This window comes from Microbacterium sp. NPDC055442 (assembly GCF_053644215.1).
The window spans coordinates 384084-406062 of record NZ_JBSHLF010000002.1 but is presented as its reverse complement, the minus strand read 5'-3'; the positions used below and the strand labels follow the sequence as shown (position 1 = coordinate 406062).

Genomic DNA, 21979 nt, shown 5'->3' with positions numbered 1-21979 from the left:
CGAGCAGCGGGATCGAAAGGGATGGGAGAATGGTCGACGTGACGACTGCCCTCGCTCCCGCACGGACGCTGCGCATCGGGCCCATCGAGCTCGATGCGCCCGTCGTGCTCGCGCCCATGGCGGGGATCACCAACACCGCCTTCCGGCGCCTGTGCCGCGAGTACGGTGCGGGGCTGTACGTCAGCGAGATGATCACGACGCGAGCGCTCGTCGAGCGCAACGCCGTGACGATGCGCCTCATCACGCACCACGAGTCGGAGACGCCGCGCTCGATCCAGCTCTACGGTGTGGACCCCGCGACGACCGAAGCCGCCGTGCGCCTGCTCGTCGACGAAGACCGGGCCGACCACATCGACCTGAACTTCGGATGCCCCGTGCCCAAGGTCACCCGCAGGGGCGGGGGAGCGGCTCTCCCGTGGAAGCTCGGCCTGTTCCGCGACATCGTTACGCGCGCCGTGCGCGCCGCGGGCGATGTGCCGTTGACGGTCAAGATGCGCAAGGGCATCGACGCCGATCACCTGACGTATCTCGACGCGGGCCGCATCGCCGAAGACGCGGGTGTCGCTGCCGTCGCCCTGCACGCGCGGACGGCGTCGGAGTTCTACTCGGGTCAGGCCGACTGGTCGGCCATCGCGGCGCTCAAGCAGGCCGTCACGAGCGTGCCGGTGCTCGGCAACGGCGACATCTGGTCGGCCGACGACGCGGCGCGCATGATGGTCGAGACCGGATGCGACGGGGTTGTCGTCGGACGCGGCTGCCTCGGGCGGCCGTGGCTGTTCGGAGACCTCGCGCGCACGCTCGGCACCCCCGATGCCGCGGCGGGTGACCCGGTCGATGCGACGCTCGCGTTCGTCGCGCGCGCCTTCCGCCGTCACGCCGAACTGCTCGTCGACTTCTTCGATGACGAAGGCCGAGGCTGCCGCGACATGCGCAAGCACGTCGCGTGGTATTTCAAGGGCTACCCCGTCGGCGGTGAGACCCGGGCGGCGCTCGCAGCCGCCTCGACGCTCGCCGAGATCGACGACCTGCTGGCCACGCTCGACCTGACCGCACCGTACCCCGGCGCGGGGGCCGAGGGTCAGCGCGGTCGCGCCGGTTCGCCCAAGCGACCCGCGCTGCCCCAGGGCTGGCTCGACTCGCGCGAGCTCGGCTCGGCTGCGACCAGCGCCCTCGCCGAAGCGGAGCTCGACCACAGTGGCGGGTGAACGGACCCCGGTCGAGCCTCTCGCGCGACCGCTGGGGTACGACGACCGCGACGCCGAACGCCTCTTCACCGAACGCCACCGGTCGCTGCGCGACGATTTCGCGCGCGATCGTGCCCGCGTGCTGCATTCCGCGGCCCTGCGACGGCTCGCGGCCAAGACGCAGGTGCTGAGTCCCGCGAGCCCGGCCGACTTCGCGCGCAACCGGCTGACGCATTCGCTCGAGGTCGCGCAGGTCGGGCGCGAGCTCGCGACGGCGCTGCAGCTGTCGCCCGACGTCGTCGACACCGCGTGTCTCAGCCATGACCTCGGGCATCCGCCGTTCGGACACAACGGCGAACGCGCGCTCAACGACTGGGCAGAGGACATCGGCGGCTTCGAGGGCAACGCGCAGACACTGCGCATCCTGACGCGTCTCGAGCCGAAGACGATCGACGCCGACGGAACGACGTTCGGCCTCAACCTGACGCGTGCCAGTCTCGACGCGACGTGCAAGTACCCGTGGACGGCCGCGCACCCCCTGCCCGATCCCGGCGGCCGGCTGAAGTTCGGCGTGTATCCCGACGACGAGCCCGTCTTCCACTGGATGCGCGCCGACGCCCCCGGCCGCGTGCGCTGCATCGAGGCCGAGGTCATGGACCTCTCCGACGACATCGCCTACTCGGTGCACGACTTCGAGGACGCCATCGTCAACGGATACCTCCGCCCCGACTGGCTCGCCGATGCCACGCAGCACGAGGCGCTGCTGAACGGCATCCAGGCGTGGGTGGGCTTCGACTTTCCCCGCGATGCGCTCGCGGACGCGCTGTACCGACTCATGCGGATGCCGGAGTGGATCACGTCGTTCGACGGCACGCGCGGCGACCTGGCCCGGCTGAAGAACCTCACCTCCGACCTCATCGGCCGGTTCGCGCGCGCCGCGACGGCGGCGACGCGCGACGCGTACTCGGCCAGCGCCCTGACCCGCTACCGTGCGCACGTCATCGTTCCCCCCGTCGTCGAGGCCGAGATGGCGGTGCTCAAGGGCATCATCGGCACCGCGGTCGTGTCGATCGAGGGGCGCAAGGAGCTCTACCGAGAGCAGCGGCGCGTGCTGAAGCGGCTGGCGACGGCGCTGTGGGATTCGCCGGACGCGCTCGACGCCCTGCACGCGGCCGACTTCGCCGCCTGCGACACGGATGCCGCCCGGCGACGGGTCGTCGTCGACCAGGTCGCGAGCCTCACCGACCAGCTCGCGATCGCCTGGCATGGGCGTCTCGTCGGAGACGTCGATGCGGCATCCATCGGAGTGTGGGCGCCCGGTGCGAACGCGCCGTCGACGCGCGCCGAGGCGACCTGATGGCGGGACGCATCCGTCAAGCCGACGTCGACGAGGTCAAGGCCCGCACCAACATCGCCGACATCATCGGAGAACGCGTCGCCCTCAAGAACGCGGGCGTGGGGGCGATGAAGGGGCTCTGCCCCTTCCACGACGAGCGCAGCCCCAGCTTCAACGTGCGCCCGCAGGCGGGCTTCTACCACTGCTTCGGATGCGGCGAGTCGGGCGACGTCTACTCGTTCCTGCGCGCCATGGACCATGTGTCGTTCCAAGAGGCCGTCGAGCGGCTCGCGGGGCGCATCGGCTTCACCCTGCACTACGAAGACGGCGGTGCCGCCCCCGAGACGAGTGGCCGCGCACGCCTGTATGCCGCCAATGCCGCGGCGGCCGAGTTCTTCCGCGAGCAGCTCATGACGCCCGAGGCCGAGACCGCACGCCGGTTCCTCGGAGAGCGGGGCTTCGACGCGGGAGCGGCGGCGCATTTCGGGGTGGGCTACGCGCCACGGGGCTGGTCAGGCGTCATCGCGGCGCTGCGACCCCAGGGGTACACCGACGAGATCCTGAGCCAAGCGGGCCTCGTCTCGCAAGGACAGCGCGGTGTCTACGACCGATTCCGCGGGCGCTTGGTGTGGCCCATTCGCGACGTGACGGGGCAGGTCATCGGCTTCGGGGCGCGGCGACTGTTCGACGACGACAAGGGGCCCAAGTACCTCAACACCCCCGAGACGACGATCTACAAGAAGGCGCAGGTGCTCTACGGTCTCGACCTCGCCAAGCGCGACATCTCGCGCCAGCACCGTGTCGTCGTGGTCGAGGGCTACACGGACGTCATGGCATGCCACCTCGCCGGCATCACGACCGCGGTCGCCACGTGCGGCACGGCGTTCGGCACCGACCACATCACGGTGCTGCGCCGCGTCATGGGCGACGATTCGACCGCCGGCGAAGTCGTCTTCACGTTCGATCCGGATGCCGCCGGCCAGAAGGCGGCGCTGCGCGCCTTCGCCGACGCGAAGCGCTTCAACGCGCAGACCTACGTCGCGACCGGACCGGAAGGGCTCGATCCGTGCGATCTGCGCCTCGAGCGCGGTGACGGTGCGGTGCGCGCCCTCATCGAGCGCAAGACGCCCATGGTCGAGTTCGTGCTGGACCAGCGCATCGGCGGCTTCGATCTCGCCGCCGTCGAAGGTCGCGTCGGAGCACTGCGCGCCGCCGCACCGGTCGTGGCGGACCTGCGCGACGCGCTGCTGCAACCGGAGTACATCCGCGTGCTCGCGCGGCGCCTGGGGATGGACACGGAAGACGTGCGCCGTGAGGTGGAACGCGCGGGTCGGAGCGCACGACGCGGCGAGGAACAGGTCGCGACGCGCGCGGGTGGCCGACCCGACGCCGAGCCGCCCGTCGAGCGCGTGACGATCGCCTCGCTCCCGCGTGTGAAGGACGTCACGCTCGAACGCGACGCGCTGATGGGCTTCCTGCAGTTCGGCCACCGCCTCGACGAAGCGCTCGTCGCACGGGCGACGGCGCTGGAGTTCCGGCATCCGGCGCTGGATGCGGTGCGGCAGGCGATCGCGTCGGCACCGGATCGACAGCGGATCGGATGGGCTGCCGAAGCCGTCGCCGCCGTGCGCGAGCCGTATCGCTCACTCGGGGCCGAGCTTCTCGCCGCCGACTTTCCCGCGCTCGACGACGACGTGGCCGTCGCCTCGGCCGCCGACCTCGCGCGTCGCCTCATCGGCCGCGCGCTGGAGTCGGAGAAGAGCGAGCAGCTCGGCGCGATCCAGCGTGTGCCGCCGGACTCCGAGGCCGGTCGGGTGATCCGGCTGCGACTGCGCGAGATCGATGCGGAGCGCCGCCGGCTCGCAGAGGAGTCCTGACCTCTCAGTCGTGTCCGCTGGCCGCTCGCGCGCGCAGCGGGCAAGATGGCGTCATGAGCTCCCACCGAGAAGCCGACGTCGCCATCAGGGCCGGCGATCTCTCGATCGCCCAGGCAGGCCGACTCGGCTCGGAGCGGCTCGTCGACGGGGTCTCGTTCACTCTGCAGCACGGCAGCACTCTCGCGCTCATGGGGCCGACCGGCTCGGGCAAGTCCAGTGTGCTCGGAGTGCTGGCCGTCGATTCCGCAACGGGATTGGCGATCGTCGGGGGCGACGCCTGGATCGACGGCATCTCGGTTCGTCGCCCCGGTCGTTCGCAGCGGCTGCTCGACTACATGACGGGATATCTGCCGCAGTCAGCCGGCGCGGGGCTGCCCGCCCGCCACACGGTCGCCGAGGTGATCGGCGAGCCGATCACGAGCCGTGACCGGCACATCAACCAGCGCGCCCTCGCCGTGCGGGTCGCCGCGCTGCTGGACGAACTCATGCTCCCGCTCGGAGCCGCCGGCAAGTACCCCTATGAGCTCAGCGCCGGAATGCGCCAGCGCGTGGCGTTCGCGCGCGCCCTCGTGCTGCAGCCCAAGGTGCTGCTGGCCGACGAGCCGTTCGCCAATATGGACGTCGAGGTGCGCGTCGCGGCGCGCGAGGCCATCATGCGCCGTCGTGACGAGTACGGCATGTCCACGCTCGTCGTGACGAACGAACCGGATGTCGCGACGGAACTGCGTGCCGATGTGCTCGTGCTGCACTCGGGTCACCCCGTCGCATACGGACCGAGCCCGGACGATCTGCTGTGGACGCCGGGCATCGAATCCGATCGGCGATTGATCGCCACCTGATGTCAGAATCGGGCCCGGAGTTTTGGTAAGCTATCGGAAGTGCCTCGCGAAAGCGGGGCTCTTCCTCGGTAGCTCAATTGGCAGAGCAATCGGCTGTTAACCGATAGGTTCTTGGTTCGAGTCCAAGCCGGGGAGCGAGGACCTTCGCGCTATCTACGCGGAACCTCACCAAGACCCGGGCTTCCACCCCGGGTCTTACCTTTTTCCCGGGTGCCGGGTCTGGTGTTCACCCCTCGAGGTCGTCGATCCCGGGCGTCCATGCCTGACCCGGACGGCCCCACCCGCGCTTGCGGGCGATCTTCTGCACGGTCTTCCAATCGCCGTCGTCGAGTCGATCGATGTAGAGGACACCGTCGAGGTGGTCGAACTCGTGCTGCACGATACGGGCTCGCCAGCCGTCGACCTCGATGCGGACGGGCTCGCCCTCGAGATCCGTGCCCGTCACGAGAACGGCGTCGGAGCGGCGCAGCGGAAACCGTTCACCCGGGAAAGACAGGCAGCCTTCGGATTCCTCGTCGGGATCGGGGTGCCCGGGCAGCGGAGGACGGATCCACAGATCGGGGTTGATGATCACGCCGCGCCAGGGGAGACCCTCGTCGTCTTCGTAGTTGTAGGTGAAGATGCGCAGCGCCACGCCCACCTGCGGAGCGGCCAGCCCCACACCGGGTGCGGCATCCATCGTTTCGTACATGTCCGCGACGAGGGTGCGGATCTCGTCGGTGATGTCGGCGACGGGGGCGGCGGGGGAGTGCAGGACGAGATCGCCCATGATGCGAATCGGGAGAACAGCCACGCCTTGAGCCTATCGAGCGACGGCGGCGGCTAGTGTCGAGGGGTGATTCTGATGGACGGGATGATCGGCGACGTCACCGACGAACTCCTCGGTGTCTTTCGTGACCCGGCGATCCTGATCGGAATCCCGCTCGCCCTGCTCGGCGCCGTCTTCATGTCGTTCGGAGCGCAGTATCAGCACCGCGGCGTCGTGAAGGTCGAGCGTCTCACCGGGTCGTCCGGAAGCGGCGGCCTGTCGGGCAGGCAGCTCGCAAGCCTGCTGAAGAGACCGTCCTGGGTGTTCGGCTCGGCGATGCTGGGCGCGGCGATCCTCTGCCAGCTCGGGGCACTGGCGTTCGCTCCGCTCATCCTCGTGCAGCCTCTCGGGGCGATCTCGCTCGTGATCACGACGCTGCTGAACGCTCGCGTCAGCGGGCACAAGCCCACCCGCCAGTCGATCCGCTCGATCATCGCGTGCGTCGGGGGAATCTTCATCTTCGTCACGATCGCCGCCTTCGTCGCGACCGAGCAGGAGATCGACGAAGGCGAGCTCGTGACGATCCTCGGCCTCCTCGGCGTCGTGATCGTCATCTTCGGCGTGCTGTGGGCGTGGTTGCGCAAGCGCGGACAGGCACTGTTCTACATCGTCGCTTCCGGCGTGATCTACGGGTTCGTGGCCACCCTCGCCAAGGTGGTCATCAAGCGGGTGCAAGCCGGCGACTTCGAGTGGCTCACACTGCTGTGCCTCGTCGCGCTCATCGCCGCGACCGCCGCGGGTGCCTACTTCGTACAGACGGCATACTCGGTCGGCCCTCCCGATCTCGTCATCGCGGGTCTCACCGTGATCGATCCCATCGTCGCGGTGCTCATCGGCCTGATCATTCTGCAGGAGGCCGCGACCGCACCCGTAGGCGCGTTCATCGGGTTCGCCGTTGCAGGGGCGATCGCGATCTACGGCGTCATCACGCTCGCGCGCAATCATCCTCAGATCATCAACGACAGCCAGGAGCTGCCCTTCCGACGCGGCAGCACGGGCACGCCCAAATCCGGTGCCGGTGAGGACCCGCTCGTCTGACACCGGGGCGATCGCGGGGCGCGCGTGCACGAAACCGGTATCCGCGTGTGTTTCCGTCGTGCGCGAATGCAGGCTTCTTACGCGGACGCGTGAGCGATGCCGGTAGGCTCGATGCTCGTCAGGGGGCGGTGGCCAAGCTGGTCAAGGCAGCGGGCTCATAACCCGACGATCGTGGGTTCAAGTCCCACCCGCCCCACAAACGAGGGATGAGCCGCCGTTTCGCGGCTCATCCCTTTTCGTCGCCCGGACATCGGCGCACGCGGCCCGATGACGCCGTCTCCGCCTTCCCGGCGAAGCCCCAGCGCGTCTCCCTGTCGCCGGCGGGACTCGTCCGAACCCGCGACACCCGGCATGCGAAACGCGACCCCGCCGAAGCACCGCTTGACACGCGGGAAACTGCGCCGTCTATACTTTGATTGAACGCTCGTTCAAATCTGAGTGGTCATCAACGAGTCAAGGGAGATCTTCGGTGACAGGTAAAGCTTCGCGTACGACAATCGGGGTCGCGATCTCCGTGCTGGCGCTGCTCGCAGTGGGCTGCAGCAGTTCTTCGGGCGGCGCGTCCGAGGGGCAGCTCACGTTCGTCTCCTTCGGCGGCGCACTGCAAGAAGGCGGCGAGGTCGCCTACTCGGAGCCGTTCACGGCCGAGACGGGCACCCGCGTCATCAGCGACGGCCCGACCGATTACGCGAAGCTGCGCTCGATGGTGGAAGCAGGACAGGTGTCCTGGGATGTCGTTGAGGGCGATCCGTTCTTCGCCATCCAGGAATGCGGCACCCTCTTGGAGCCGATCGACACCGAGATCGTAGACACCTCGGCGATGCCGGCTGCATTCGTCTCCGAGTGCTCTGTGCCATCCATCGGCGTCGCCGACGTCCTGCTCTACGACGAGACCGCCTACGACAGTGCCCCGCAGGGGTGGGCGGACCTGTTCGACACGGAGAACTTCCCCGGAAAGCGCGCACTGTGGAGTGACGTCTATGCCGGCAACCTCGAAATCGCTCTTCTCGCCGACGGTGTCGCGCCGGAGGACCTCTATCCTCTCGACGTCGATCGTGCCATCGCGAAGTGGGACACGATCAAGGACGACATCGTCTTCTGGGACTCGGGCGCCCAGTCCCAGCAGCTGATGGCATCCCAAGAGGTCTCGATGCTCTGGGCATGGAGCGGCCGCGCCTACGACGCGATTCAGAACGGCGCCCCGTTCGCCGCGGTCTGGGATCAGAACCTCTTCGTCCCCAACGCGTGGATGGTTCCGAAGGGGTCCGACAACGTCACCGCGGCGATGGAGTTCATCGCCTTCGCCACCTCCGCACAGGCCCAGACCGCCATCGCAGAACTGATCCCTTACGCTCCCACGAACGCGGATGCTTCTCCGCAGCTCGATGAGCTGGGCATGGCCTTCCTGCCGTCTGCGCCGGCCATCCAGGAGACGCAGGTCTCGGTGGACTTCTCCTGGTGGGCGGACAACTACGAGGCGACCCAGAAGCTCTGGGACGCTTGGCGCATCGGCTGATCGGACATGTCAACGGACACGAAGAGCCGGATCTACGCCGAGGCGGTACGCCAGTTCGCGCTCCTGGGCTACCACGGCACCAGCATTCGGAGCATCAGCTCCGAGCTGAAGATCCAGGTGGCGGGGATCTACTACTACTACCCGAGCAAGCAGGAGATCCTGCTCGAGATCATGTCGAGCTTTCTGGATTTCCTCTCCGAGCAAGTCGGCAGCGCGCTGCACGAGGCGAGTCCCGATTCAGGGGCCGCTGCCCGTGAGACAGCGACGGATGTTCTCCGGCGGGCGATCACGACGCACATCCTCTGCCACGCCGAGCGCCAGCCGGAGGCGTTCATCGCCGACACGGAGCTGCGCTCACTGATGCCGGAGAACCGCGCGGCGATCGTCGAGAAGCGCGACCGGTACGAGCTGCTGTTCCGCGGCCTGATCACTGCGGGCGCCGACGCGGGAGAGTTCACCGACATCGACGAGTCGATTGCGGCGAAGGCGATCATCACCATGTGCACCGGCGTGTCCGGCTGGTTCCGACCGGACGGCGCTCGCTCGATCCAGGAGGTTGCGGCCGACCACGTCCGGATCGCCCTCAACGGCCTGGTCCGCACCACACCTCAGAAGGACTGACGTGCTGCACCACCTGTACAGATACCGGTACTACCTGGCGCTCCTGCCTCTGCTGATCTTCCTGGCCGTCTTCTTCCTCATCCCCTTGGTCGAAGTACTGTCGATGAGCGTTCGCGAGGGCGACGGCGGACTCAGCAACTATGCCGAGTTCTTCTCCACGCCGGCGTACGTCGGAGTTCTGCTGCGGACCGTGGGCATGTCGCTTCTCGTCACGGCGGTCTGCTTGCTGCTCGCGTTCCCCTACGCGTACACGATGAGCATCGCAACACCGAACTGGCGCAAGGTGCTCATCGCTCTCGTCCTGCTGCCTTTCTGGACCAGCCTGATGGTGCGCAGCTATGCGTGGGTGATCCTCTTGCAGGACACAGGGGTCGTGAATTCGCTTCTCGAACTCGTCGGGCTGGGGCCCATCCCGCTCATCCGGAACAACACCGGTGTCGTCATCGGCATGGTGCAGGTTCTCCTGCCGTTCCTGGTTCTGCCGCTCTTCTCAACGCTCAGCAACATCGACCGCCGCTACGTGACCGCCGCCATCAGCCTCGGCGCTCGGCCCATCTCGGCCTTCCGCAAGGTCTACCTTCCCCTGGCCGCACCGGGGATCGCAGCCGGAAGCCTCATCGTGTTCGTCCTGAGCCTGGGCTTCTTCGTCACGCCGCAGCTGCTGGGGTCGACGCAGAACATCCTCCTCTCGCAACTGATCCAGCAGCAGACGAACAGGCTCCTGAACTTCGGGATGGGCGGCACGATGGCCGCCGTGCTCCTTCTCAGTACGCTGCTCATCCTGCTCGTCGCGTCGCGATTCGTGAACCCGATCCAGGCATATGCCAGCACGACGACGCCGAAGGGAGCCGGCAAATGAAGGCCCATATCGTCCTCACCCGCGTCCTGACGGCCCTTGTCGCGGTCTTCCTCGTCGCGCCGTCGCTCGTTCTGATCCCGCTGAGCTTCACCGGGAAGAAGTCTCTCGCGTTCCCTCCCGACTCCTGGTCGCTCCAGTGGTACGAGAACCTCTTCGCCCGGCCGATCTGGATCGACTCGATCATGACGAGCCTGCAGGTATCCCTGCTCGTCGCGCTGCTCTCGCTGCTGCTCGGAGTCCCCGCGGCGTTCGCGCTCGCCCGCGGGGGATTCCCGTTCACCACGGCGATCTACGGAATCGTCATCGCGCCGATGATCGTGCCGGTGATGGCCCTCGCCGTCGGAATGTTCTCGCTCTTCCTCAACTGGAAGCTCACGGGATCGGTCGCCGGCTTCGTGCTGGCACACACCGTGCTCGCTGTCCCGTTCGTCGTGGTGACCAGCAGTGCCGCCATCAGCGGCTTCGATCAGAACCTGGAGCGCGCAGCTTCCAGCCTCGGAGCCTCACCCCTGCGCGTCTTCCTGAAGATCACTCTGCCCGGAATCGCCGGCGGCGTCATCGCGGGCGGACTCTTCGCCTTCGTCACGTCGTTCGACGAAACGGTCATCGCGCTGTTCCTGCAGGGTCCGACGGCGCGGACTCTTCCGGCGACCATGTACGCCAGCGTCGTCAACGAGGTGGACCCCACGATGGCCGCCGTCGCCACGCTGCTCATTCTGGCCACCGCGCTCGTGATCGGCGCGACGTTCGTTCCCTGGAGGAAGAAGAAGTGACTACTGTTCTGAAGACGACCGGGGCCTCACTCGACCTCGTCGGCCTGTCGAAGCACTACGGAGACTTCGCTGCCGCCAGCGATGTCTCGCTGTCGATCCAGCCCGGCGAGTTCATCACGTTCCTCGGCCCGTCGGGGTCGGGCAAGACCACGACCCTCAGCATGATCGCGGGATTCATCTCACCGGACAGCGGCACGATCGACATGGACGGAAGCGGGATCCTGAAGCTCGCGCCGCACAAGCGCGACCTCGGTGTCGTGTTCCAGAATTACGCGCTGTTTCCCACCATGACCGTGTTCGACAACATCGCCTTTCCGTTGCGCGCACGCCGCGCTGCGAAGGATGAGGTCGCGAAGAAGGTCGCCGCCGTCCTCGAACTCGTCGGCCTCGACCACCTCGGTGCGCGCTATCCGAAGGAGCTGTCCGGCGGGCAACAGCAGCGTGTCGCGTTCGCGCGCGCCATCGTGTTCTCGCCGCGTGTCCTCCTGATGGACGAACCCCTCGGCGCTCTGGACAAGCGACTGCGCGAGCGTCTCCAGGTCGAGATTCGACGCCTGCACCGCGAGCTCGGGATCACTTTCGTCTACGTCACGCATGATCAGGACGAGGCGCTCGCTCTCTCGGATCGAATCGCGGTCTTCAACGAGGGCCGCATCGAGCAAGTCGGCACCCCCGAAGTCATGTACTCGCGCCCGGCGACACCCTTCGTGGCGAGCTTCATCGGCGAGTCGAACATGCTCGATGCCGTCGTCGACCACGTCGACGGGCACACCCTCCGCGCGCGCACCGATTTCGCGACGTTCGAGCTCGACTCTCGGCGCACGCCGCGGTTGGACGTCGGCGATCCGATCAGCGTCCTGATCCGTCCGGAGAAGATCACCGCCGCCCTCACGGAAGGTCCCGGCTCGTTCGACATCCTGGTGAGCGAGACCTTGTTCCTCGGCACCCATTACCGGGTACGCGGGACCACCACGACGGGCCAGACGATCCTCGTGGACGGCGCGGTGGCCGCAGGGCTGCTGCCTTCCGAGGGCGACCGCTTCCGGGTTCGGTTCGACCCGGCTGAGGCTCATGTGCTCGTGCGCGAACCCGCCACGGAAGGAGCGGCTCGATGAGTGCCGGCGAATCTCGGTCCGTCGCGATCGTCGGCGCGGGCACGATCGGCCTGAGCTGGGCCACTCGATTCGCGTTCTACGGATGGGACGTCCGTGTCTTCGACACGAGCGAGTCCCGCCGGGAGAGCGCTCCGCGGGAGATGGCGCCGATGCTCGCCGAGCTCGAAGCCGTGACCGGTGCCCGCGCCGGCGAGCGTGTCTCGCTGCTGCAGGTTTCCCCGTCGCTGGCAGAGGCCACGAGCGGTGCGAGTCTGGTCCTTGAGAATCTTCCCGAGCGCCTCGATCTGAAACGGGCCTTCTACGCGGAACTGGCAGACCTCGTTCCCTCGAACGCCGTCGTCGCCTCCAGCACGTCCGCGCTGCTGCCCAGTGCGCTGTTCGGGGGACTCGCCATCGCCGAGCGCGCTCTCGTCGCGCATCCGCTGAATCCGCCGCATCTGCTGCCGGTCGTGGAGCTGGTGACGCATCCCACTCTGTCATCGACCGCGCTCGAAGCTGCACGGGAAGTGTTCGCCTCCCTCGAGATGACGGCGGTGGTGTGCGAGAAGGAAGAACCCGGCTTCCTCGCCAACCGACTGCAGTACGCATTGTTCGGCGAGGCACTGCGTCTTCTGCAGGATGGCGTCGCCTCGCTGCACGACATCGATGCGGTCATACGCGACGGACTCGGTCCCCGCTGGGCCCTGCTGGGTCCGTTCGGCGTGGAGGCTTCCAACGCCGAGAGCATCGAGGACAACTACGGCAAGTACGGCAACACGATCCGCGAGCTCGTCCAGGCGGTCGCGAGCACGCAACCCGCGCTGGACGATCCGTCTCTCGCCGCCGTCGTTCCGCTCACGGTGGACGCCATGGCGTTGAGCGGCGCGCCCCTCATCGCGTATCGCCGTGCGGCGCTCGTCGGGATCCAGGCGCAGAAGCGTCGCGCACCCCAGCCCTACCGCGGGGGCACCACAGCACCGACAGGCCGCGATATGGAACGGCGCTCTGAACGAATCGCAGATCCGAAGGAAGACATGACCCTCGCCGTCACTCAGAAGCACTACGTCCCCGATTCCGCCGCCCACTACGGCGGAGGGGTGATTTCCGGCGGCTACATCATGACCTGTTTCAGCGATGTCGCCACGGAAGTGTGCATCCGTCACGACGGGACGGAAGGCCTCTTCGCGTCCTACAGCGGTGTCCAGTTCGGCGCTGCACTGTTCGCGGGTGATCTTGTCGAGGTCTCGGCACGCATCACACGGGTGGGCACGCGCAGCCGTGATCTCGCATTCGAGGTCCGCGTGCTCGCGCGGCGGGAGAACCGCGACTCGGATCGCTCCACGCTCCTGGAAGAGCCGATCGTGGCGGCCACCGCGAACGGGACCGTCGTGATCCCCGTGCGTGAGAAGGCCTGACCGATGACGAACCAGAAGACTCTGATCACGGCGGCGATCACGGGCGGCGAGATCGACAAAGCGGACGTTCCGCACCTTCCGGCAACGCCCACTGAGATCGCGCGCGCGGCCGAGGAATGCGAGGCTGTCGGCGCGGCGATGATCCACATCCACGTACGCGATGAGTCGGGCGCACCGACGCTCGATCTCGCGCGCATCACGGAGACGGTCGCGGCGGTGCGAGAAGCGTCATCACTCGTCGTGCAGCTTTCGACCGGCGGCAGCATCACCGACCCCTTCGAGGAGCGACTGGGTGTGCTCGAAGCGCGCCCTGAATCGTGCTCGATCACGCTCGGGACGGTGAACTTCGGCGACGGCGTCTTCTCGAACCCCTGGGGATTCATCGTCGAGCTGTTCCAGGAGGCGAAGCGTCAGGAGGTCGTCCCCGAATTCGAGATCTTCGAACTCGGCCATATCGCCACCCTGCGCCGGCTGATCGACGCTGAGGGCCTGCCCTTCGGAGGCAAGGTGCATTGCGACCTCGTCCTGGGAGTGCCCGGTGCAGCTCCCGGCTTGCCGCGGATCGTGCAGACCGCGGTGGACATGTTCCCGGAGGAGGTCACGAGCTGGAGCGCGACGGGCATCGGGCGCTCCACCCTCCCCGTCGCACTGGCATCCTTGGCACTCGGCGGCAATCTCCGTGTCGGCATGGAGGACACGCTGACTTTCGCGCGCCACCGACCGGTCCGGGACAACGCTGAGCTGGTAGAGCGGGCGCGCGATCTCGCAGTGCTCGCTCAGCGGCCGCCGCTCACTCCGGACGAGGCACGGTCGCTCCTCGCTGTACGAACGGCCAGGTGAGTCGAAGACTCTCGCCGTGCGAGCGAGGACGCGAGTCCCACCCGCTTGCGACGCAAGGGCCGCCCACCGGGCGGCCCTCCCGTCGTTCCCGGGGAACTACGCGAACGTCAACTGGCCCCGCACGATCGAGTCGCCCGAGTGCGCGGGATCCCCGTCGAGGGGCTCGAACGAGATGTCGACGAGGTCGTAGTCGGCCAGGTCGATCCCGCTCGGGATGTCGAAGCGACCAGTCTCGCCGGTCAGCACGCCGAGGCTCACGAGTGCCTGACCGTCGTTGCGGATCAGCCACACTTCGCGATACGAATCCGGCTCGTCGGCTCGATCGAGGCTCACGGTGAGGAACCGTGCACCGTCACGATCCCGCTCGACCGCGGCCGACCCGACCGAATCCGGGTGGTCCGGGAAGGGGTCGAGGGCGGCGGTCGCGATCGATGTCGGTGCCATACGCACGTTGACCACACCCCAGGTGCCGGCTCCCACCACGGCGATTCCCGCGAGGGATGCCGCCAGGACCCAGGCGGTCCGCCAGCCGGCTCTTCGCGGTCGACGCGGCGGGGAAGCCGCGGCATCCGGCTGGGCAGGAGCGATATCGCTGAGCGGGGGAGTCGCGGTCGGCGCGGGTCGTTCCAGCAGAAGCTCGTCGGCGATTCTCGCCCACACCCGCTCGGGCGGAGCCTCGAGGTCGCCGTCGTCGATCGTGGAGCGCGCGATCGCCGTGACTCGGATCATCTCCGACACTTCCCCCGCACACGCGGGGCAGGAGGCGAGGTGTTCGGTCTGCTCGTGGTCCTCGAGCGGTTCGCCCAGCGCGATGAGCGCGAGCTGTTCAGGATCAAGATGCGACATGGTTCACCTCCAGACGATCGCGCAGGCGATTCAGGCTGCGTCGGATATGGCTCTTCACGGTACCGAGTGGCATCGCCAGTCTTCGGGATATCTGGTCGTGCGTGAGGTCGTCGAAGAATGCCAGACGCATGACCTGCTGTGCGTCGGGTTCGAGATGCTGGAGTTCATCGGCCACGAGGATCTGCTCGGACAGGTCATCATGATCCTGCACGAGGTCATCCGGCCGCGTGAATCGCTCCATCTCCTGTTGGAGTGCCCGCACCTTCGAGCGGGACTCGAGAGTGTCCGCGATCCTCCGACGGGCGATGGCGACGAGCCAGGTCGACAGCTTCGCCTTGCGCGGATCGTAGGACGCGCGTGATGTCCAGGCCGAGACGAATGTGCGCTGCGTGATGTCCTCGGCGTCGCCGCGATCCCCGACCGACCGCAACGCGAGCGTGAAGACGACGGGGGACCACCGACGATACAGCTCTGCCAGTGCGCGCTCATCTCCCGCGACGAAGCGGGTGTTGAGGGCCTCTTCGGCATCCGGATGCGTGTTCACGATCTCCTCGTCGGCGCTCACGGGTCATACCTCCCGGGCGACCGCGACGACATTCTCGCGGTAGCGGCCCGTGGCACTGTCGTAGGCACCGCCGCACGTGATGATCACCACGGCGGGATCACCGTCTCTGCGGAAGAGTTCGGCGGTGGGAAGCCCTGTCTTGTCGTAGTTGACGACGGATTCGACGACGTAGCTGCGTGTCGTTCCGTCGGGTGCGACGAGGTCGACCTGTTCTCCGACGCCGGCGTCACGAAGACGGGCGAGCGGACCGATCGGATAGTCGGGGGCGTCGACATGGGCTGCCAGGACGATGTTCCCCGCGTTGCTGGCGGCGTGGGGGCCGTAGCGGTACCAGCCGGCGACAGCGGGATCCACCGGGAGCTCCATCTGGCCGTTCCCTTCGATCCCCACCGGAACGATCGGCATGTCGACTCCGAGTCCGGCCATGACCAGCCGTTCAGGCTGCACGTGGGGCGTGGGAGCCTGCAGCGCCCCGGATCGAACCGGAACGCTGACGGCGGGGGTGGGAGCGGGCGACGACGTGACCGCACGGTCGTCGCTCGGGGGACGCGACCGGGTCGCGTCGCCCGCCCCCACGGGGGTGCATGCGACGAGGCATGCCGCGGCGGTCACAGCGAGGAGTCCGCGAGCGAACACCGCGCCGATCGGTCGCGACATGCCCCTGCTCATCAGCGGCCCGCCTGCTGACGCGTGCGCATGGTGACGACGGCTCCGGCAGCGATCACGATCGCGCCGATCGCCGCGATCCAGCCGACGCTCGCCGCGGTGTCACGAGCGGCGAGGTAGCCGGCCGAACCCGACGGCACGCCGTCCGGGGTGGAGTGCAGACCCGAGATCGTCTGCGAGGCCAGTGCGAGGTTGCCGTCTTCGGCGCTGCCCCAGGCGTAGACGATCGTGAGGACGCCTTCCTGGATCTGCACGTCGGCCGGGCCGATGACGGGGTCCGTCGTGCCGGTGAGCGCGACGGCTGCGGGCACGGTCCCGGCGGCGAGGTTGAGCGTGGCCTCATCGGGGTTCGAGAGGTCTTCGATGACGGGGCTGCCGCCCGCGAGGACGTCCACGGCCGGCGCCGCGGCGACGTGGCGGACCGTGAGGCGACCTTCGCCGGCTGCGGTGGTGGCGGTGTCGTTCGTGAAGAGGTTCAGCCCCGGGTCACCGGCCTCGGTGAGGTGGGCGACGGCGGTGTAGTTGCCTCCCGCTGCGAGCGTGATCGTCGCGGGACCGAGCACCGGTGAGCTGGCGTCTGCGGCATCCGGCGCGGTGAGGGCGACCTCGTAGTCTCCGGCAGGAAGGTCGAGCGGCCCGGCGAGATCACCCGGCTGGAAGTCATCGAGCGTGAGCTCACCGTTCACATAGACGTCCACCGGCGTCGCGGGAATGCCGTGCAGCACCGAGAGCTGGGCGGAATCGGCGGTGGATGCCGTGGCGGGGCTTGCGAGGCCGAGGGCCGCGATGATGCCGACGGTGACGCCGGCAGCTGCTGTCTTTCGCACTGTCTTCCTCCTTATGAGAAGGCGGTGATTTCCGCCTATGAAAGTGCTTTCTCCTCGAACAGCAGTTTTGGATGCACCTGAATGGAACTTTCTGGAAGAATTTTCACGGCGTCCCCTCTCGCGCGCCTCGACGCGGCGTCGTGTCCGCCTCGGCGGCTGCCGTGATGTGGTTGGCCATGCCCCGGAAGATCACGCCATGGAAGGGCAGGACAGCCAGCCAGTACACCCGGCCGGCCAGGCCGCGGGGAAAGAAGATGGCGCGCTGCCGATAGCGGGACCCGTCGTCTTCCGCGCTCGCCCGCATCTCGAGCCACGCTTCGCCGGGCACCCTCATCTCGGCCCGCAGGCGCAACAGCGAACCGTGCTCGACGGCTTCGACCCGCCAGAAATCCAGCGCGTCGCCGACCTGCAGACGAGACTGGCTGCGTCGACCCCGTGCGAGTCCGACGCCGCCGACGAGCTTGTCGAGCCATCCCCGCAAAGCCCACAGCACCGGGCTCGAATACCAGCCGTTCGCGCCGCCGATTCCCGAGATGACCCGCCACAGGGAGTCGACCGGGGCGCTGGAGGTCGCCGACCGCTCATCGAGGTAGGCCGTGCGCCCCGCCCATTCGGGGTCACTCGGCAGCAGGTCTCCGGGCGCTGTCAGGACTCCCGCATCCTGCCAACTCGTCTCCACACCGTCCTCACCCAGCCGCCGCAGCGCCAGGCGCACGGCCTGACGATACGGCGTCAAGCCGCCCTCGGGCGGGGGGATGACCGCGTCGATGCGGTGGTCCGCCATGACGCAGTCGTTCTGCAGGGACTCCACGAGTGGCCGCGCCAGCGCCCGCGGAATAGGTGTGACGAGGTTCACCCAGTGCGAGGCCAGACGTGGAGTGAGCACCGGCAGCGCGGCGATCGCACGCTGCGGCAGGCCCGCTTCGACCGCGTAGCCGTTCATCATCTGGCCGTAGCGCAGGACGTCGGGGCCGCCGGTGTCGAACGGGCCGCTCACGGGGGTCGGAAGCCGGGCGGCGCTCAGCAGATAGTGCAGCACGTCGCGGACGGCGATCGGCTGGATTCGGTTGCGCACCCAACGCGGAGCGGGCATGTACGGCAGCACGTCGGTGAGGTGGCGCACCATCTCGAACGACGCGGAGCCGGAGCCGATCACGGTTCCCGCCTGTAGAACGAGCGTCGGCACCCCACTGGCCCGCAGGATCTCGCCCACCTCGACCCGCGAGCGAAGGTGCGGCGAGAGGTCTGCCGCCGGATGCAGGCCGCCCAGGTACACCAACTGTCCGACCCCCTCTTCGGCGGCCGCGGTGGCGACCGTTCGCGCGATGACCCGGTCGGTTTCCTCGAAGTCACGGCCGGCTCCGAGCGAATGCACGAGGTGGAACGCGACGTCGGCTCCTCGCATCGCGCGCGAGACGGCCGGGCGGTCTTGCGCGGCCCCCTCGATGACCTCGACGTCGGCGCCCCATGGGAAGGCGAGGGCGCGCTCCCGAGAGCGCGCGAGGACGCGCACGCGGTACCCGGCGTTGAGGAGGCGGGGCACGAGTCGACCGCCGATGTAGCCGGTGGCTCCCAGCACGAGGACGAGCGGGGGCGGAGTGCGGCCGTCAGGCGCGCGAAGGTGACGTTCTCGGCCGGAGGGTGACGAAAGATCCATGGTGATCCATTGGTTGATTGCTAGCCAGGCTAGCTATCTCGCCCCCGAATCACCACCCGCACGCGCGGTCGCTACATCGCGGCAGCGATATAGGAGTATTTGACGAAGACCTCGTGAGCGATGCCCGCCTCCTCGAGGACGCCCTGCACCGCTGTGAGCATGTACTTCGAATCCCACCCCATGTACAGGTGGGTGTCGTCGTCGAGCTGGTCCCACTGTCCGTTCCACGAACGGGTCGGATAGAGGGGGCCGCCGCGGCGGGCGCTGAAGGCGATGACGCTCTCGCGGGAGTCGGCCCACAGCCGCTTGAAGACGCGGTTGAACAGATACTTCACGTCGTGCACTTCCCAGTGCTCTCCGCGGTACTCGGTGTAGTCGAACTCGCGCTCCCAGCCGCGCGGCCAGCCGCGTCTGCGGACGGCGTCGAGGATCGGCGTGAGACCGTCGTCGTCGATGAGCACCGAGGCGGGCCGCGCCCAGATCTCGAGGAACAGGGCGCCGAGCCGCGCGGTGCGCGCCGTAATCGCAGCGGTGTCCCAGGATGCCTCGTGGGCGAGGGCGCGAGTGTCGTCGATGCCGCTCGCGCGATAGAGCTCGCGCTTGGCCGGGAAGTCGCGATCCAGTGCGCGCTCCGCGAGCGGCTCCTCGAGCAGTGCGAGGTTGCCGAGGGTCTGCGCGAGGGCGCGGTGACTGTTCTGCTCGTCTTCGGAGTACTCCGCCCATGTGCGGGCGCCGTCGCCCGTCCACGCGTCCGAGGGGGACAGCGGGAAGAGATGCTCGACGTCGAGTGCGTGCGCAGACGAGATGCCGGCGATTCTGCCGAGGACATAGTGGGCGTGAGGAAGATCGCCGTACTTCAGCGCGACGCGCACCCGCTCGTCCGAGGGCGTGATGCGAGCGATGGCGTGCACGAGCGCCTGCGCACTCTCGTCGCGCGCACGGCAGAGCCGCGCGACGAGGCGTTCGTTCGGGAGGCCCACGATCGTGCGACGCAGCAGGAGCGCCTGCATGTGCTCGAGGGTTGCCAGCAGGTCGGAGCGTTCAGCCTGTCCCGTACTCGCTTCGCGGTAGGCGCGCAGGATCAGGGGATAGGCGATGCGGCCGAAGGTGTTGATGTAGGTCAGGTGGCGCGAGACCTCGGGGTCTTCCTCGAGCGAGGGGTCGAGGAACGTCCGATAGATCTCGGAGTGCGCCCGCCACTGCTCGGCATGCGTGCGCAGGGTCGCGACGTCGATGCGCGGGAACTCCTCGCGAAACGCGCTGTAGACGCCGTGCTCACCGGCGACGGCGACCTCACGACCCGTGAGCATGATGAGGTAGTGGCGCCAGAAGGCGCCGATCGCCGAGCCGGTGTTCTGCTCGATCGGCACCCAGTAGTCCTGCTCGATCTCGGTCTGCTCGTCGTGCGTCAACCCCATCAGCACGTAGTTGTGGATGAGCTCGTGGTCTCGCAGCGGCTCACCCGTCGAATTGAGGCTCGCGAAGATCTGCTGGGCGTTCGCGCCGGCCCCGAGAGTGATCGCGACGTGCTCGAGTCGCTGCAGACCGCGCCAGATGCTCGGCGCTTCACCCGGACTGATCTGGCTGCGGAAGAAGGCGTAGTTGTCGTCGAAGCGCGAGTCGCGCTCGCCGATGTCGGTCGAGCGACGGTCCAGGACGACGTCTTGGAAGACACCGGCCCACGCGCGGTGCGGGCGCAGCTTCGTGCGGGTCGGATCGTCGGCGCGCACGAGCACCGCCTGGAGTTCGGCGGCGAGATCCGGGTCGCTCTCGGCGATCGTGTGGTGCAGCGCCGCGACGAGCAGCATGAGCGTCGTGACGCGCTGCTGGCCGTCGATCAGCACGAGGTCGGCGGTATCGCCGGCGGAATCGGCGTCGACCGACGAGAGGATCGATCCGATGAAATGCATCGTGCGCGACTCGGAGTCGGCGACGGCCCGGATGTCGGCGAGCAGCTGCTCGCACCCGCCGATATCCCAGCGGTACTGCCGCTGATAGACGGGGACGACGATCGTGGTGTCCGGTGCCGAGAGCCACGCGATGGTGTTGACCGCGGTCGCATCGATGTTCGTGGCTGTGGCCATCACGTCGCTTCGTCTCCTGCTCGTCGGCTGTGCAGCATCCGCGGAAGAATCGTCGCGGCCCCGCCGCCGTCGAGTTTAGCCCGGCGCCGCCAGTGCGACTCGGAGGACCCCACCCTCCCGCTTGTCCTCCGGGAATCACGCAGACCGCGGAGGTAGGCTTGCCTAAGTTGGGCCTGTTAAAACGTGCTGGCCCCCTACGAAAGGCTGATCCACCTCATGGGTTACATCACCTCCGCCGCTCTCGAAGAGACCGGCTATGTCGTCCTCGACAGCTACAACCAAGAGCTCGACCCCAAGGAATGGCTCGACATCGAGTACAACGATTGGAAGTCCTCGGGCGACACGCGCTTCGCGCCGCTCGCGAGCGCGTTCGGAGAGATCGAATGCAACGGCTTCTGGAACCACAAGCCGCCGCGCACCGACAAGGACGGCGTCTGGATCGACTCGCAGGTGGCCAAGGCGCCCAACCTCGCCCGTCGCGCGCAGGAGCCCGGTGCCAACGTCGGTCGCTGCCGCGTCATCGAACTGCAGCCGACCCCGTACGGGGAGTGCCTCTACAACCTGCACCAGGACGACAACAACCGTCTCAACCCCGACGGCACGGGCTGGGTCGTCCGCGGGTTCTTCAACCTGACCGACGACGCGACCAGCTACTTCGTCCTGCGTGAGAACCGCACCGACCCCGAGGGCGAGGTGCGCATCGCGCTGCCGGCCGGCGCGCAGCTGATCGTGGACACGCAGCGCCTGTGGCACGCGGCCACGCACAACGGCGACGAGCCGCGATACTGCCTCATCACCTCGTGGACCTCGGGGCCCGAACTCGACGCCTACATCGAGAAGTACAACGGCGTGAACCGCGTCGACAACGTCGAGGTCCCGCAGGACGTGCTCGAGGCCGGCTACGCCGAGCAGGCGCGAAAGGATGCCGCGCGCGCGGCCTACTACGCCGCGAAGGGCCAAGCCATGCGCAATGTCATGAGCGAGGCCTGAGTTCTCGTCTCTGCAATGCCCCCGACCGCCTTCTGGTCGGGGGCATCGCTCATGACACGCCGGAATGACACGGTTGTCATTCATGCCGCGTTCGGGTGATAATGACCACAGCACAACAGAACAAGCCACGATGAACCGAGTCAG

Annotated in this window: 20 protein-coding genes and 2 tRNA genes; 15 read left to right on the top strand and 7 right to left on the bottom strand. The window is 67.8% G+C overall.

The window, feature by feature from the left end:
• The first annotated feature begins 29 nt into the window (after nucleotides 1–29).
• The 5 genes from dusB (at nucleotide 30) to ACWIBS_RS06350 (ending at nucleotide 5371) form a co-directional block, all read left to right on the top strand.
• On the top strand, nucleotides 30–1205 hold the full coding sequence (gene dusB, locus ACWIBS_RS06370) for a tRNA dihydrouridine synthase DusB (RefSeq protein ID WP_376125642.1): 1176 nt from the start codon (nucleotides 30–32) through the stop codon (nucleotides 1203–1205).
• A complete protein-coding gene (locus ACWIBS_RS06365; protein WP_376125645.1) occupies nucleotides 1195–2541 on the top strand; it encodes a deoxyguanosinetriphosphate triphosphohydrolase in 1347 nt (448 codons plus the stop codon). Before dusB ends, ACWIBS_RS06365 begins: the two co-directional genes overlap by 11 nt.
• Nucleotides 2541–4397, top strand: coding sequence for a DNA primase (dnaG, locus tag ACWIBS_RS06360; RefSeq protein WP_376125648.1), 1857 nt, complete (start codon nucleotides 2541–2543; stop codon nucleotides 4395–4397). Before ACWIBS_RS06365 ends, dnaG begins: the two co-directional genes overlap by 1 nt.
• A 53-nt stretch (nucleotides 4398–4450) precedes the next feature.
• Nucleotides 4451–5236 (top strand): ATP-binding cassette domain-containing protein, encoded by a 786-nt coding sequence (locus tag ACWIBS_RS06355; protein WP_376125651.1) that lies wholly within the window; start codon nucleotides 4451–4453, stop codon nucleotides 5234–5236.
• Between the two features lie 62 nt (nucleotides 5237–5298).
• Nucleotides 5299–5371 (top strand) — tRNA-Asn (locus ACWIBS_RS06350).
• 91 nt (nucleotides 5372–5462) lie between these two features.
• Here the strand turns inward: ACWIBS_RS06350 and def are convergent.
• Entirely contained in the window at nucleotides 5463–6029 is a 567-nt protein-coding gene (gene def, locus ACWIBS_RS06345; RefSeq protein WP_376125653.1) for a peptide deformylase, read from the bottom strand.
• A 51-nt stretch (nucleotides 6030–6080) separates the two neighbouring features.
• Between def and ACWIBS_RS06340 the strand changes: the two genes are divergently transcribed.
• From ACWIBS_RS06340 to ACWIBS_RS06300, 9 genes are all read left to right on the top strand, one after another.
• Entirely contained in the window at nucleotides 6081–7082 is a 1002-nt protein-coding gene (locus ACWIBS_RS06340) for a DMT family transporter (protein WP_376126114.1), read from the top strand.
• 122 nt (nucleotides 7083–7204) lie between these two features.
• Nucleotides 7205–7278 (top strand) — tRNA-Ile (locus tag ACWIBS_RS06335).
• A 273-nt stretch (nucleotides 7279–7551) separates the two neighbouring features.
• Nucleotides 7552–8598: a polyamine ABC transporter substrate-binding protein gene (locus ACWIBS_RS06330; protein ID WP_376125656.1), complete on the top strand. Its 1047-nt coding sequence runs from the start codon at nucleotides 7552–7554 to the stop codon at nucleotides 8596–8598.
• A gap of 6 nt (nucleotides 8599–8604) precedes the next feature.
• Nucleotides 8605–9219, top strand: coding sequence for a TetR family transcriptional regulator (locus ACWIBS_RS06325; protein WP_376125659.1), 615 nt, complete (start codon nucleotides 8605–8607; stop codon nucleotides 9217–9219).
• Nucleotide 9220: 1 nt separating this feature from the next.
• The gene (locus ACWIBS_RS06320) at nucleotides 9221–10078 is read left to right on the top strand and encodes an ABC transporter permease (RefSeq protein WP_376125662.1); all 858 of its coding nucleotides are present in this window, start codon (nucleotides 9221–9223) and stop codon (nucleotides 10076–10078) included.
• Nucleotides 10075–10851 (top strand): ABC transporter permease, encoded by a 777-nt coding sequence (locus ACWIBS_RS06315; RefSeq protein WP_376125665.1) that lies wholly within the window; start codon nucleotides 10075–10077, stop codon nucleotides 10849–10851. The genes ACWIBS_RS06320 and ACWIBS_RS06315 overlap by 4 nt, the downstream gene beginning before the upstream one ends.
• Nucleotides 10848–11966 carry an ABC transporter ATP-binding protein gene (locus ACWIBS_RS06310; RefSeq protein WP_376125667.1) on the top strand — a complete coding sequence of 373 codons (1119 nt, stop codon included), beginning with the start codon at nucleotides 10848–10850 and terminating at the stop codon, nucleotides 11964–11966. Before ACWIBS_RS06315 ends, ACWIBS_RS06310 begins: the two co-directional genes overlap by 4 nt.
• A complete protein-coding gene (locus ACWIBS_RS06305) occupies nucleotides 11963–13360 on the top strand; it encodes a 3-hydroxyacyl-CoA dehydrogenase NAD-binding domain-containing protein (RefSeq protein ID WP_376125669.1) in 1398 nt (465 codons plus the stop codon). The genes ACWIBS_RS06310 and ACWIBS_RS06305 overlap by 4 nt, the downstream gene beginning before the upstream one ends.
• Before the next feature lie 3 nt (nucleotides 13361–13363).
• A complete protein-coding gene (locus ACWIBS_RS06300) occupies nucleotides 13364–14200 on the top strand; it encodes a BKACE family enzyme (RefSeq protein ID WP_376125671.1) in 837 nt (278 codons plus the stop codon).
• Nucleotides 14201–14296: 96 nt separating this feature from the next.
• Here the strand turns inward: ACWIBS_RS06300 and ACWIBS_RS06295 are convergent, their stop codons facing one another.
• The 6 genes from ACWIBS_RS06295 to ACWIBS_RS06270 all read right to left on the bottom strand — a co-directional run bounded on the left by ACWIBS_RS06295 (nucleotide 14297) and on the right by ACWIBS_RS06270 (nucleotide 20845).
• On the bottom strand, nucleotides 14297–15046 hold the full coding sequence (locus ACWIBS_RS06295; protein WP_376125673.1) for an anti-sigma factor: 750 nt from the start codon (nucleotides 15044–15046) through the stop codon (nucleotides 14297–14299).
• A complete protein-coding gene (locus ACWIBS_RS06290) occupies nucleotides 15033–15611 on the bottom strand; it encodes an RNA polymerase sigma factor (RefSeq protein WP_376125676.1) in 579 nt (192 codons plus the stop codon). Before ACWIBS_RS06290 ends, ACWIBS_RS06295 begins: the two co-directional genes overlap by 14 nt.
• Before the next feature lie 3 nt (nucleotides 15612–15614).
• Complete coding sequence (locus ACWIBS_RS06285; protein WP_376125679.1) at nucleotides 15615–16268, bottom strand: class F sortase; 654 nt, start codon at nucleotides 16266–16268, stop codon at nucleotides 15615–15617.
• Between the two features lie 11 nt (nucleotides 16269–16279).
• Entirely contained in the window at nucleotides 16280–17104 is an 825-nt protein-coding gene (locus tag ACWIBS_RS06280; protein WP_376125681.1) for a DUF4397 domain-containing protein, read from the bottom strand.
• A gap of 103 nt (nucleotides 17105–17207) precedes the next feature.
• Nucleotides 17208–18761 carry an SDR family oxidoreductase gene (locus ACWIBS_RS06275; RefSeq protein WP_376125683.1) on the bottom strand — a complete coding sequence of 518 codons (1554 nt, stop codon included), beginning with the start codon at nucleotides 18759–18761 and terminating at the stop codon, nucleotides 17208–17210.
• Between the two features lie 71 nt (nucleotides 18762–18832).
• A complete protein-coding gene (locus tag ACWIBS_RS06270; RefSeq protein ID WP_376125686.1) occupies nucleotides 18833–20845 on the bottom strand; it encodes a DUF262 domain-containing protein in 2013 nt (670 codons plus the stop codon).
• A gap of 216 nt (nucleotides 20846–21061) precedes the next feature.
• On the opposite strand from ACWIBS_RS06270, the gene ACWIBS_RS06265 reads away from it, so the two are divergent.
• A complete protein-coding gene (locus ACWIBS_RS06265) occupies nucleotides 21062–21835 on the top strand; it encodes a hypothetical protein (RefSeq protein ID WP_376125688.1) in 774 nt (257 codons plus the stop codon).
• Nucleotides 21836–21979: the final 144 nt, after the last annotated feature.